Consider the following 13,093-nt stretch of genomic DNA (forward strand, 5'->3'; position numbering starts at 1 on the left):
GGCGGCTTGGCAGATCAGCCAGCCGCCCCAACTTCGTAAAAATTCTGAAAGGATTGCTCATATGGCAACCAAAAATTCAGCGGGTGTCGCGCAGACGGGCGGCAATCCGTTTTTGCACGCAGTTGCCGCGATTTCGACATTGGCAGGCTGGTGTTCCGCCGCAATGATCGTGGCCGCTGTCGCTATTACATGCCAAATGATTTTCATCCGATTTGTGCTTAACGGGTCAACGATTTGGCAAACAGAGGCCGTGATTTATCTGGCGATCGCATCAACATTGATTGGTTTGGCCTATGTGCAAAGATTGCGCGGCCATGTGAATGTCGATCTTGTGCCTCTGCTTTTGCCTGCGCGTGGGCGCTATATTCTATGTGTGATCACCCTAACGTTGTCTATCGTGATGGTGGGGGTTTTGTTGTTCCACGGCTATGAATACTGGCACCTTACATTTGAACGAAACTGGAAATCGGATACGGTTTGGGGCGTAAGATTGTGGATACCCTACCTTGCTTTGCCAGTCGGTTTTGCGCTGCTTATGCTGCAACTTATCGCGGATCTTGTCGCAGTCGTCCTTAAAATCGATAAACCTTTTGGCTTGGAGGACTTATAATGGATCCGCTTTTGCTTGGCGCATTTGTCGCTATTTCTACCATTCTTGTGTTGTTCTCTGGGGTCTCTGTTGCCATCGGTTTGGTGATTGTTTCCGCAGGCTTTTTGCTGATCTTCGACGGTGCGCGGTCCTTAGAGCTTTTGCCTGAAATTCTGTTTGGAAAGCTCGATAACTTTGCGCTGCTTGCGATCCCGATGTTTATCATCATGGGCTCGTCGATTGCATCAACGCGCGCGGGCGCAGACCTATATGAGGCGCTGGAACGCTGGTTGACCCGTGTGCCAGGAGGTTTGGTGATTTCAAATCTGGGCGCCTGCGCATTGTTTGCGGCCATGTCTGGGTCCAGTCCTGCGACCTGTGCTGCGATCGGTAAAATGGGCATCCCTGAGATGCGCAAACGCGGTTATCCTGACGGTGTCGCGGCGGGGTCCATCGCGGCAGGTGGCACTTTGGGGATTTTGATCCCACCTTCTGTGACGATGATCGTCTACGGTATCGCCACTGAGACCTCGATTGGGCGTTTGTTTTTGGCTGGTGTTATGCCAGGTCTATTGCTTGTTGCGCTGTTTATGGCGTGGTCTTTGTATTCCACTTGGAAATCTGGCGACAAACAGCTTTTGAACGTTGGCAGCTACAGCTGGAAAGAAAAGTTCGAAATTCTGCCCAGAGTTTTGCCTTTCCTCGCCATCATCGTTGGGGTGCTTTACGCCATGTACGGCGGTATCGCGACCCCTTCGGAAACTGCGGCTGTTGGGGCTTTGCTGTGTCTTTTGATTGCGATGGTCATCTATAAGCTTTGGAACCCGAAAGACCTATGGGTTGTGCTGCGCGACAGCACCAAAGAAAGCGTTATGATCTTGTTTATCATCGCAGCGGCAGGGGTGTTTTCATACATGCTGTCAAGCCTGTTCATCACCCAAGCCATTGCCGAATGGATCGGCACGCTGGATGTAAACCGTTGGATTCTAATGTGCTTTGTCATGTTGTTCTTGCTGGTTGCTGGGTTTTTCCTACCCCCAGTTGCTGTGATTTTGATGGCCGCGCCGATCTTGCTGCCGATCATTACTGCCGCTGGCTTTGATCCCATTTGGTTCGCTGTGGTTTTGACCATCAACATGGAAATCGGCCTGATCTCGCCGCCTGTGGGGCTGAACCTATATGTGATCAACGGCATCGCGCCTGATATTTCGCTTAAGACCATCCTCAAGGGATCTATGCCCTTTGTGGCTTGTATGGTCATCGCGATCGTCTTGCTGTGTTTTTTCCCGAGCATTGCGACATGGCTTCCTGATGTGGTTATGGGCGCTGCCATCTAAGGCGCTTTCGAAAAAAATGGGCGTTCCCAAACAGGGGGCGCCCGTGTAAACATTTCTGCTAGCACTATCCCCCTGTCATCTGGCACGCACGGCGTTTCCTGTCGCATAAAGTGTTGGAAATCATACAAAACCCAGATCAATGATTGACCTCGTCTCGCAGAGATCAATAGTGAGACTATGGAAAATAATATATCTAAATTCGGCGAAATGCCTGACGGCGAAACCGTTCATTGCATTGCTTTGTCAGGCGGTGGCTTGAAGGCGCGCATCCTAACCTATGGGGCCACGGTTCAAGATTTGCGACTGGAGGGTGTGGACCATCCTTTGGTCTTGGGGGCGCCGACACTTGCGCCCTATTTTGGGCCTTTCACCTATTTCGGCGCCTTGGTAGGGCGGTTTGCCAATCGCATCGCACAGGGGCGGTTTTCCCTTGATGGCACTGACTATCAGATCACACGAAAAACGGGCGACATACAGGCCTTGCATGGAGGTGAGACGGGCACGGGGCAGCGCAATTGGACCATCGCAGATGTTTCGACCTCGCATGTTTGCCTGCGTCTTGTTTTGGCGGATGGAGATATGGGATTTCCAGGTGAATTGACTGTTTTATGCGATATCCGATTAACGCAGGCAGGGGGGCTGAGTTTTGATATCTCGGCCACGACCACCCAAGCCACGCCCTGTTCCTTTGCCCATCACAGCTATTTCAACCTTGATGATAGCCCAGAGATTTCGGATCACAGCTTACAGGTGGATGCCGCGCATTACCTGCCTGTGGATGATGGTCAAATCCCCACTGGCGAAATCAAACCTGTGGCTGGGACAAAGTTCGATTTTCAAACCGCTGAGACCATCGGCCAGCGCGGTCTTGATCACAATTTTTGCCTGACGACCAAGCCTGTGCCCAGAAAAACCATTCGTGATGTTGCCATTTTGACGGGCAAAACCTCGGGTGTGTCCATGCGGGTCGCAACGGATCAGCCTGGCTTGCAAGTCTATGATGCCGCAGGGTTTCCCAAGTCAGGCCTTTCTGGCTTAGAGGGGCGCCGTTACGGACCATTCGCGGGGCTGGCGCTCGAAACACAGGCTTGGCCCGATGCGCCCAATCACCCGCAGTTTCCAAATGCGGTTTTGCGCAGCGATGAAACATATCGTCATCATGTCAGCTATCACTTTAGCAAAGCGCGCTAAGCTGTCATCTATGGCTGTCTTGGCCTGTGAGAACGGGCGGATTGTCGGCGCCCGATCTAAAGCTGGGTTAAATATGCACGGTGCCCAAGGGCGCGCAGGGCCGCTGATTTAAATTCGCGGTCAAGCTGCATAAGGGTTTTGCGCGCCTGCGCTTTAAGGCGGGGATGGTTTGCGAAGACCTGTTTGGCACAGGCCGCGGGCAACTTCCCAAGCCCCGCCAAAACAGGGGCGTAAAGCTGTTCTTCCACATGTGGCAGGTTGCCTGCGAAGGGTTGGAAGTCAGCGCGGGTGACCGGATGGGCCTGCCAATGGCGCAGCTGCGCCTGTGTCTGGCCTGTAAGACCGCTGTGGGTCATATCGGTCCAAAACGCTGTATCGGTTCTTCCGCCTGCGTAGTGTAAATTGATAAATTGTGCAAAATCATTAACTTGTCTGGCGACTGTCATGTTATACTTGATGCGCGCCTGTGCCGCTTTCGGGCCCAATAGGGTATCGAATGAGAGGCGGGTCAAGATCAAGGTTTGCACCAAACTGCCATGAATTGATGTGGCTTCCAGCGGTTCAAGAAAGCTTTGCGCCAAGCCGATCGCGACACAGTTGTTGACCCATGCGTGGTTCAATCTGCCTGGCTCGATTGACAAAACCCCACGGGGTTCAATCGGTTTGCCAAGCTTTGTTTCAATCTCGGCCTGTGCCGCGTCTGGAGTTATATGGGCATCGCTGAAAACATAGCCGCAGCCCATGCGGTCTTGGACAGGGATAGCCCAGATCCAGCCTGCATCCACGGCCTGCGCTGTGGTGTATGGGGCGATGTCTTTGTTTGGGTCGTGCTCCATCCAAAAGGGCATGGCGCGATTGAGCGGCAGAAACTTTCCGTAAGAGGTCCAGCCCGCTTGCAATTCGCCGATAATAGCCCGCCGAAAGCCTGTGCAATCGATAACAAAATCGACGGGCAAGGCCGCACCATCTGTCATGATCAAATCCGTTATATTCCCTGTGCTGGAGGCACGTTTTAGCCCTGCGACTTGCGCGCGTATGTGGTCAATGTTCTTGGCTTTGCGTGCCAAGAAAGCGCCAAGGCGCGCTTGGTCGAAATGATATGCGTGGTGAAAAGGGCTCAGCGCAATCGGGTCACCAGTAGCACTGCGCGCAAAGGGGGATTTACGCGCGCGCATCAAAGCGGTGAACAGATGCGCGTCAGCCAGTGATTTTCCTGAAGCGATGCGGGCGTGGTGCAACCAGTTTGCTGGCAGGCCCGCAGGGACAGGGCCGAGCGCATTGGGATCATCAATAGGCCCAAAGAAGTGCTTTCCACCTGCGCGCCAGCCTTTGTGATGGATGCCAAATTTAAATGTGGCTCCCGTTTCGCGCAAAAATTCACTTTCATCTATACCAAGATCCAAGAGAACTTGGCGAAACACCGATGTCGATCCTTCGCCCACCCCCACGGTCGGGATGTCGGGTGCTTCAATGACCGAAAACCGAATGGTTTGTCCCGCCTTTTCGGCGGCCCGCTTTAAAACGAGGGCCGCCAACCAACCTGCGGTGCCGCCCCCGACGATTGCGATGTGTTTAGCGTTTTTGTCCATGGGCAAAGTTAGCAAATCATTTGGACACTTGCGCCCATTTTGGCAACCAATCGCCATGAGCTTGGCGCAGACGGTCCACCATAGCCCAGATTTGATCCAGATCGAGTTCTGCGCCTGTGTGCGGATCCATCATGGCGGCGTGATAGATGTACTGAGGGTCTTGCGTCATCAGCGCTTCGACCACGAGCCCTTGCACGGTGACGTTGGATTGCATGATCGCTGTGAGCTGCGGGGGCAGGGTGCCGACGGCCGTGGGCTGCACGCCATTGGCATCGACCAAACAGGGCACTTCGACAGCACAGCCTTGGGGGAGATTGTCGATCAAACCGAAGTTTGGCACATTGCCATAGATCACAGAGGGCGTGCCAGTCCAGATCGAGTTCACAATCTCTGAGGCGTATTCGTGGCTTTCTTTGATTTCAATCGTGTCGGATGTGTTCAACCTTTCGCGTTCTTCTTCCCAATTCGCGATCTGTTCGACACAACGCTTTGGATATTCATCCAGCGGAATTTGGAACTTTTCGAGTATGTCTTCGCGGCCCTCTTTGATGAACCACGGCGTGTATTCCGCAAAGTGTTCAGAGCTTTCGGTCAAGAAATATCCAACCTTGGTCATCATCTCATATCGCACGATGTTCGGGCAACGCGGGTTGTGATCGTTTGGCTTTGGTAGGGTGCCATTGGCATAGCCCGCCAAAAGATCAGGGTAGAGATCACGGTAACTGCCATCAGGCAGTCTTTGCTCGAATTTTAGCATAAAGGCGATGTGATTGATGCCTGCGCATTCGTAGCGAATGTTACTCACTGGAATGTCCAGATCATGCGCCAGTTCTTTTGCTGTACCTTGAACAGAATGACATAGGCCAACCTGTTTGATGGTTGGATATTTGCGTGCAATCGCCCATGTGTTGATCGCCATTGGGTTGACGTATTGCATCAGGGTTGCCTCAGGGCAGAGCTCTAGCATATCCTCACAGATCGACCACAAATGTTGCACAGTGCGCAGCCCGCGCATAATGCCGCCGACACCCAAAGTGTCAGCAATGGTTTGGTTCAGCCCAAATTCTTTTGGCACCTCAAAGTCGGTTTTCGTACAGGGATCAAAGCCTCCAATTTGAAAGGCGACAAAAACGAAATCAGCCCCATCGAGTGCCTCACGTTGATTGGTATGGGGGGTAATCTTTGCACCAACACCCAAGGTCGAAACCATTTTTTCTGCAACGGCTTGCGATTCTGATAAGCGGGTTTCATTGATATCCATCAAGGCAATATGCGCTTGTGTAAGCGCGTCACGTTGCAAAATGTCGCCCACAATGTTGCGCATAAATACGGTGGAGCCAGCGCCGATAAAGGCAATTTTCGGTGAATGGGTCATCAAGTTTATTCCTTAAGAAGTCTTCTATTCTACTTTACGCAAGACTGCGTGCTGGCGCGTTTCGCTTTGGTCGCAAATGTTCCGGAAAATCACGCTAAGACGTTAAAGGCTGCATCAACCAGTCGGCGCGTGTAGGGCGTTTGGGGATCGGTTAAAACCTGCTCTGTCGGGCCTGTTTCAACCACTTTCCCATGCTGCATCACGATCACATTGTGACACAGGGCACGCACCACTTTTAGGTCGTGGCTGATAAAGACATAGCTGAGATCGCGCTTGCGTCTGAGGTCGCGCAACAGGTCAATGATCTGGGCTTGGATCGACAAATCCAGTGCTGATGTCGGTTCATCTAGCAAGATAAATTCGGGTGATAAAACAATCGCGCGGGCGATCGCCAAGCGCTGTCTTTGCCCACCAGAAAACTCATGCGCAAAGCGATCCAGCGCCGAATGGGGCATATGCACATCGTCTAATGCTTGGCGCAATAAGGCGTCGCGCTCCGCAGAGTTGCCGCCTATATTGTTGACAATTAATCCTTCTTCCAAAATCTGGCGAATGATCATGCGCGGGTTTAGCGAGGAAAACGGGTCTTGAAACACCACCTGCATCCGCGTGCGGTAGGGCTGTAACTCTTTGCGCGATAAGTGATCAACGCGGTCGCCTTGAAAGGTTATTTCACCCTTTTGATAATGCCCCAGTCGGATCATCGCCATGCCCAACGTGGTTTTCCCAGATCCGCTTTCGCCGACAATACCTAAGGTTTCTCCCTTGTGGATCGTGGCTGATATATTGTCGACCGCTTTGAGTTCTTTCAGTTTTGGATTGAAAAAACCACCAGATTTCAGCAAGAAACTGATCGACATATCGCTACACGATAAAACGGGTTCAGCAGTTTCGGGCAGGGGGTCGGGATGCCCTTTGGGGTCTGAATTGATCAAATGTTGGGTGTAGGGATGTCGCGGATTGTCAAACACCTCTTGTGTGTCGCCACGTTCAACAACCTCGCCTTGGCGCATGACCACAACCTTGTCTGACACTTTGGACACCACGGTCAAATCATGGGTGATCAAGATAACGGCCATGCCATGTTTTTTCTGCAGGTCTTTGAGCAAGGATAAGATCTCGGCCTGCACCGTCACATCCAAGGCTGTCGTCGGCTCATCCGCAATCAAAAGATCTGGGGTATTGGCCAAGGCCATGGCAATCATCACGCGCTGGCGTTGTCCGCCTGACATTTCATGCGGATATTGACTAAATCGCGTTTCAGGGTCAGGCAATTGCACCTCGTCAAGCAGGCGTATGACTTCGCGTTTAAGATCGGCTTTGCTTATTTTACGGTGCGCCGTAATGATTTCGCCGACCTGATCGCCGATTTTATAAACAGGGTTCAGACTGGTCAGCGGTTCTTGAAAAATCATCGCGATGCGCCGCCCGCGGATGTCTTGCAATTGCAGATCTGACCATTCGGAAATGTCATCCCCGTCAAACAAGATTTTGGTGTCCTCACCGACACGCGCATTTGACGCCAACATCCCCATAATAGCGCGTGCTGTCACGGATTTTCCCGATCCACTTTCGCCCACCACGGCCAAGGTTTCGCCCCTTGCGACACTGAAACTGACGTTTTTCACCGCATCAATTTGACCCGCCACTGTGTGGAAAGAAATTTTGGCGTTTTCAACGCTTAAAATAGGATCAGTCATGTGAATAAGGGTCCATTGCATCGCGCAGGCCATCGCCAAGTGCGTTAAAGGCCAGAACAGAAAGAATAATCATGCCAACGGGGGCCAAAAGCCACGGCGCTGAGGCCAGCGATTGAAAGTCGCGCACGGCGTTGAGCATCACCCCCCAAGAGACCATGGGCTGTTGAATGCCGACCCCCAAGAAAGATAAAAAGCTTTCGAGCAAGATCACTTCGGGCAGAACATAAGTGGCCCAAACAATGATATGCGATGACATGTTGGGAATGATGTGACGCCCGATGATACGTTTATCGCTGGCCCCAACCGCCACGGCGGCGCGCACAAATTCGACCGACCGAATAGCGATCACCTTGCCGCGCAATTCGCGCGCCAGATCGGCCCATTTCAGCACAACAACAATGGCCGCAAACATCACGAAGGTCAGCATAGGATCGGCGCGTCGCGGCAAGACCGCAACCAAAGCAAGGTATAAGGGCAGGTCGGGAAAGGATTTCACAAATTCGATCACACGTTGAATGACCGTATCCGTACGCCCACCCAAGTAACCAGAGGTGACGCCCACAAGCGTTCCGATCACACAGGCCATGCCCATGACAATCATGCCCATCAACAGCGTGATACGGCTGCCGTATAACATGCGGCTAAACACATCGCGCCCAAGCCCATCAGTGCCCAAAAAATGCACGGGCGCACCCTTCGCACCGCCGATGAAATGGGTGGTGAAATTCATACCTAAAAACTGATACTCTGGGCCCTGCACAAACAGCGCCAAATCAACCCGTTTTTCAGGGCTTGGTTGAAAGGTGATCTCATAGGTTACAGGGTGCATTTCTTCGGCAAAGCCTAAGACATAGGGGCGCGTCAGGCCGCCATCTTGGGCAATAAAACGCGGCATTTGCGGTGGCGTGTAGATTGCAGAGCGGTCTTTGGTTGCGGGTGTATAGGGCGCAAGAAAAGGCGCACAAAGGGCTGTGAAAATAATGGCACAACAGATGATTGCGCCGATGACGCCCGTTCGATTACGCGCAAATCTTTTGCGCACCAATTGCCAATATGACAGGGAGGGCCCTGTGGCGACTTCTGCATTCATTTCGAAATCATGAGCATGCGAAGCGGGATCGGTGATGTGATCTGACATATGGATGCTCCTTAAAATGTGGCTTTGCGCACGCGTGGGTCAAGCAGGGCCAGCGCGATATCAGCCAGCAGATTGCCAACCACCATCAAGACAGCCACCAGCAAGAAAATCGCGGCAACAACATACATATCGCGTTCACCAACAGAGTTGATGATCAGCGGACCAAGCGTGGGAATGCCCAAAACGATGGCGATCTCAAGTTCGCCTTTGATCATGTAATCAAAGCGTGCACCCATGTTCATAATCACAGGATGCAGCGCATTTGGCACAGCGTGTTTGTACAAGATTTTGCGCCGAGACAGACCTTTGGCACGGGCTGTTTCGATATATTGCGCGTTCATGACATCCAGCAAATTGCCGCGCATCATGCGGGTCGTATAGGCTTGACCTGCCCAGATCGAAATCAACAAAATGGGCCAGACATGCAAAAATAAGTCCCACAACTTGGCAAATGACATGCCCTCTTGTACTTGGAATTCCGCTGAATAGAGCGCACCCAAATAGGGTGAATGCCAAACAAAAGCTATAAAATACAATAGGATAAGAGCGATAACAAATTTAGGGATCACGATGCCGATGAAAGCAACAAAAGTGGCAAGCTTATCGCCCCATTTGTATTGATTGGTGGCCGCATAGATGCCCAGAAAAACGCCAATCGCCTGCCCGACAACCAAAGTCACCAAAGCGATACCGATAGAGCGCCACAGGCGCAGGCCGATCACATCGGCCACAGGGCGCGATTGCGAAAAGGATTGACCAAAATCGCCGCTGATGACGATGTTTTTGATCCATAGCCAGTATTGCACATACAAAGGTTGATCGAGACCAAGCTGGGATCGCAATTCCATCGCGCGCGGCATCAAGCTTTCACGGGTTTGACCTGTTTGAGCCATGGTGATGCCCAACCAACGATCAACATAATCGCCTGGAACCGCATTGATAATTAGAAATGTCGCAATGGAAATCCCGATCAAAAGAGGGATCGTCACAACGATACGGCGTAGAATAAAGAGGACAAACCTCATTCGAGCCACCTTTGATTATAAAGTGAAGTGTCTAAAAGGCGCGGCAGTTTAATGGCCGCCGCGCCCATTCCTGTCGCTTTAGTATTCAGCAACAGTTCCCGGGAGGATTTCATCAACCTGTAGATCACTGGGCGTCCACAGGCGTTCGCGCATCACGCTGTCTTCAGCCCATTCATACATGAACACAGGGGTTCCAGGATGCGCATTGCGCACACGCTTATTGACGAGCAAAGCCGCAGGAACCTGAACCGTGCCGACGTAGTAGACGTTTTCGGTCATAAGTTTTTGCATGTCTTTGGCCAATTGCGCGCGTTCTGTTGCATCATTGCTGGCGTTGAACTTATTGTATGCTGTTTCCAATTCCACCTCAAAATCAAGGCGTTCGCCACCTTTGTTGAAGTGCGGGCAATTGGTGCCAGCGGGGAAGCTTTCACAGGCTTCACGTGTTGGCAAAATCACCGGCAAACGTGTGATCATCGCAGTATATGTGCCGCCAGTTCGATTTGTGTCCAAAGAGGTGCCGTCGCCCGTACGGGTTTGCAGACGAATGCCAACTTCTTCCAGTTGAGAGGCCACAGCTTCAAGCTGTTTCACATCCGCATTGCGTTCGCCTTCGACCATGACGTCGATAATGATGTCATCGCCACCATTTGGCAGGTTGCGAATGCCATTGCCATCGGTGTCTGCCAGACCAAGCCCATCCAGCAATGTGGCGGCTTTGGATTGATCGTAAGCTTGAAACACAGATGACTCGGCATCGTAATAGGGCGAACCTGTCGCAAAGCCTGCCACGTAAGGATAGGCGAATGGACCACGGGCCACAGATTGACCGATTGCATCACGATCTAGCGCATGTGACATCGCCACACGGAAGTCTTTTTCGCGGAAAAGGCTGCGCAGGGCCAGTTCGAAATCGTCTTCTGCGGCTGTTGTGTCAAAATTGAACATCAAACGCCATGACAAAACACGCGGACCGAAGTTGGCCACAACGGGGCTGTCTTCGTCTTGCGATTGTTTCAAAGCCTCCACAAAGTTACCGGGATCTTCCATGTTGGAAAAGTCGCCCGTGCCTGCAACAGCCTGCGTTGTGCGGTCGCTCCAAGTGGATAATTTGAAGTGCATTTCGTTATAATAGGGCAGCTGTTGACCGCTTTCATCCACCTTAAAATAATATGGATTGCGACGCATGATCACCAATTCATCGGGGCGGTGTACTGTTGGAACCCATGCGCCCAAAACAACCGCTGGCGTTTCGTCATTTGGCATGGAGCCTGTGTAGCTCTCATATGTTGCCGCATCGTTGTAAGACGGGTGGTTGGATTTCAAAATATGGCTTGGGCCAGGGCAGCCTTGGATATAGGCCAGACCTTCAAGCACGTTTTCACTTTGCGGTTCAGCGAAGGTGAATTTGAACGTGTAATCGTCGATCACTTCCATTGTGGTGCCAGTGCCGCCAAAGGAATCCGCTGGCATACGTGAGGCGACGTTTTCGTTTTGAACGTTGTCCTCCCACCAAAAGCGCACGTCTTCGACATCAAAAGCATCACCATCAGACCATTTTACGCCCTGCATCAAATGCATCGTGACAGTTTTGCGATCTTCGCTCCACTCCCATGACTGCGCGAGGTTCGGTAGCGGGCCTGTTTGTTCTTCGGCTTTCACCTGCCAACGTGGGCCTTGGCGCACAAGGCATTCTTGCATCGCCATATTGATGCCACCCCAGCCTTGGTGCTGACCTGCCATCCAGTTCCAGCCTTCAGGACGACCACCGATCACATGGCGAAACACGCCGCCATATTCACCAATACCATCTGACATGGCACCCGTTTTCATAATGATCGGCTCTTTGGGTAAACGATCTGCAACCGCAGGCAATTTCCCAGCCTCAACCAGCTCTGTCAGGAATGGTGCCTCTGAATAGCTATCAAGCGCGCCGTAATCGAAAATATCTGCTTTACCTATCAGGTCGTAGTCTAATCCTGATAGGCTTTTTTCGACAGGCATCATATCTGCGAAAGCAGGTGCGACGATGGCTGATAGCAGTGCAGTTGCCCCCATCAAGCCGCAAGTGCTTTTGAGTTTCTTATACATATTGTCTCCTCCCATGACACAATTATATGTGGATCCATTCAATCGTTTGCCGCGATGTCTGTCTTCCGAGTTTACGGGGATGCTTTCCGGAAAATCACTGTGAGCTTGCTTTGCAAGGTTGAAAGTCACTAGGATTGTGGCAGGCGCCGCAGAGGTGACATTTTTGGCGTAGTTCTTGAAAAGGGTTTGATATGTCAGCAGAATTTTCAGGCAAAGCCTTGGTCGATGTCGTATCATACGGGGAAAACGTATTTTTAGAACATCACCAACCCGAAGGCACATCAGATCCCTATCATACGCACCCGTCGATCGAAATAAACTACCTGCGTGGGTGCGACATGACCTATTCGTTTTCTGGCGAAGAGGTGACCATTGTGCGCGACCGTTTATGTGTATTCTGGGCGGCCTATCCGCACCGCCCTGTTTCGGTGACGGGCAAGGGCACGATCACCAATGCTTATGTGTCTTTAAAACAGTTTTTGGATTGGCCTTTGTCAACCAAATTTGTCGATCAGGTGCTATCAGGGGCGCTGCTTTGCGCCAAAACGGAAAAGAATTATGACCAGTCTTTGATGTCGCGTTGGGCACGTGAGGCAGGGGAAATGGATCCGCACTGGCAACGTTTGCACCGCCAAGAAATTCATGCGCGTGTGGCGCGTTTGGATTTGGAAGGATGGGATGTCATCGCCAATCCACGGTCAGCCACGCGCCATAGTGGGATGGGCGGCAATGCCGTGACACATTTTGACAAAATGCTGCGCTTTATCGCCCATAACGCGTTTGATCCGATATCAGTGCAAGATGTGGCGGAGTCTGCGGGAATTTCGCGCAATTACGCGATTGAACTGTTCCGAAAAATGCTGGGCGTGACGGTGAAAGCCTATATCATCGATCTTAGAATTCACCACGCAAAGATGATGTTGGCGGATACAAACGAAAAAATTCTGTCGGTGGCATTTGACTGTGGCTTCACCTCTTTGTCGTCATTTTATGAGGCTTTCAGCAAATCTTGTGGGCAGTCGCCCGCAGCCTACCGCCGCGAGCGTCAAGGTTAAATA

10 protein-coding genes are annotated in these 13,093 nt (G+C 51.8%); 4 read left to right on the plus strand and 6 right to left on the minus strand.

Annotation, left to right across the window (positions count from 1 at the left end):
• Positions 1 to 61: 61 nt before the first annotated feature.
• From EDD53_RS02305 to EDD53_RS02315, 3 genes are all read left to right on the plus strand, one after another.
• On the plus strand, positions 62 to 610 hold the full coding sequence (locus EDD53_RS02305) for a TRAP transporter small permease (RefSeq protein ID WP_123791581.1): 549 nt from the start codon (positions 62 to 64) through the stop codon (positions 608 to 610).
• Positions 610 to 1,926 (plus strand): TRAP transporter large permease, encoded by a 1,317-nt coding sequence (locus tag EDD53_RS02310; protein ID WP_123791582.1) that lies wholly within the window; start codon positions 610 to 612, stop codon positions 1,924 to 1,926. Before EDD53_RS02305 ends, EDD53_RS02310 begins: the two co-directional genes overlap by 1 nt.
• Positions 1,927 to 2,103: 177 nt before the next feature.
• Complete coding sequence (locus tag EDD53_RS02315; protein ID WP_123791583.1) at positions 2,104 to 3,117, plus strand: aldose epimerase family protein; 1,014 nt, start codon at positions 2,104 to 2,106, stop codon at positions 3,115 to 3,117.
• Positions 3,118 to 3,173: 56 nt separating this feature from the next.
• Here EDD53_RS02315 and EDD53_RS02320 read toward each other — a convergent pair whose 3' ends face one another.
• The 6 genes from EDD53_RS02320 to EDD53_RS02345 all read right to left on the minus strand — a co-directional run bounded on the left by EDD53_RS02320 (position 3,174) and on the right by EDD53_RS02345 (position 12,035).
• Positions 3,174 to 4,706 (minus strand): tryptophan halogenase family protein, encoded by a 1,533-nt coding sequence (locus EDD53_RS02320; RefSeq protein WP_170162661.1) that lies wholly within the window; start codon positions 4,704 to 4,706, stop codon positions 3,174 to 3,176.
• 16 nt (positions 4,707 to 4,722) lie between these two features.
• Positions 4,723 to 6,081 carry an alpha-glucosidase/alpha-galactosidase gene (gene melA, locus EDD53_RS02325; protein WP_123791585.1) on the minus strand — a complete coding sequence of 453 codons (1,359 nt, stop codon included), beginning with the start codon at positions 6,079 to 6,081 and terminating at the stop codon, positions 4,723 to 4,725.
• Positions 6,082 to 6,170: 89 nt separating this feature from the next.
• Positions 6,171 to 7,781, minus strand: a complete 1,611-nt coding sequence (locus tag EDD53_RS02330) for an ABC transporter ATP-binding protein (RefSeq protein WP_211331574.1) — start codon at positions 7,779 to 7,781, stop codon at positions 6,171 to 6,173.
• A complete protein-coding gene (locus tag EDD53_RS02335) occupies positions 7,774 to 8,919 on the minus strand; it encodes an ABC transporter permease (RefSeq protein ID WP_211331575.1) in 1,146 nt (381 codons plus the stop codon). Before EDD53_RS02335 ends, EDD53_RS02330 begins: the two co-directional genes overlap by 8 nt.
• 11 nt (positions 8,920 to 8,930) lie before the next feature.
• On the minus strand, positions 8,931 to 9,944 hold the full coding sequence (locus EDD53_RS02340) for an ABC transporter permease (protein ID WP_123791587.1): 1,014 nt from the start codon (positions 9,942 to 9,944) through the stop codon (positions 8,931 to 8,933).
• Positions 9,945 to 10,022: 78 nt separating this feature from the next.
• On the minus strand, positions 10,023 to 12,035 hold the full coding sequence (locus EDD53_RS02345) for an ABC transporter substrate-binding protein (protein ID WP_211331576.1): 2,013 nt from the start codon (positions 12,033 to 12,035) through the stop codon (positions 10,023 to 10,025).
• Between the two features lie 191 nt (positions 12,036 to 12,226).
• Between EDD53_RS02345 and EDD53_RS02350 the strand changes: the two genes are divergently transcribed.
• Complete coding sequence (locus tag EDD53_RS02350; protein WP_123791588.1) at positions 12,227 to 13,090, plus strand: helix-turn-helix domain-containing protein; 864 nt, start codon at positions 12,227 to 12,229, stop codon at positions 13,088 to 13,090.
• The last annotated feature ends 3 nt before the right edge of the window (positions 13,091 to 13,093 follow it).

This window comes from Pacificibacter maritimus (assembly GCF_003814915.1).
GTDB classification, from domain to species: domain Bacteria; phylum Pseudomonadota; class Alphaproteobacteria; order Rhodobacterales; family Rhodobacteraceae; genus Celeribacter; species Celeribacter maritimus.

Excerpts from the sequence above, each read along its gene's own strand:
- EDD53_RS02305 (WP_123791581.1), top strand. The coding sequence starts at position 62 with ATGGCAACCAAAAATTCAGCGGGTGTCGCGCAGACGGGCGGCAATCCG.
- EDD53_RS02310 (WP_123791582.1), top strand. The coding sequence starts at position 610 with ATGGATCCGCTTTTGCTTGGCGCATTTGTCGCTATTTCTACCATTCTT.
- EDD53_RS02315 (WP_123791583.1), top strand. The coding sequence starts at position 2,104 with ATGGAAAATAATATATCTAAATTCGGCGAAATGCCTGACGGCGAAACC.
- EDD53_RS02320 (WP_170162661.1), bottom strand. The coding sequence starts at position 4,706 with ATGGACAAAAACGCTAAACACATCGCAATCGTCGGGGGCGGCACCGCA.
- melA (WP_123791585.1), bottom strand. The coding sequence starts at position 6,081 with ATGACCCATTCACCGAAAATTGCCTTTATCGGCGCTGGCTCCACCGTA.
- EDD53_RS02330 (WP_211331574.1), bottom strand. The coding sequence starts at position 7,781 with ATGACTGATCCTATTTTAAGCGTTGAAAACGCCAAAATTTCTTTCCAC.
- EDD53_RS02335 (WP_211331575.1), bottom strand. The coding sequence starts at position 8,919 with ATGTCAGATCACATCACCGATCCCGCTTCGCATGCTCATGATTTCGAA.
- EDD53_RS02340 (WP_123791587.1), bottom strand. The coding sequence starts at position 9,944 with ATGAGGTTTGTCCTCTTTATTCTACGCCGTATCGTTGTGACGATCCCT.
- EDD53_RS02345 (WP_211331576.1), bottom strand. The coding sequence starts at position 12,035 with ATGTATAAGAAACTCAAAAGCACTTGCGGCTTGATGGGGGCAACTGCA.
- EDD53_RS02350 (WP_123791588.1), top strand. The coding sequence starts at position 12,227 with ATGTCAGCAGAATTTTCAGGCAAAGCCTTGGTCGATGTCGTATCATAC.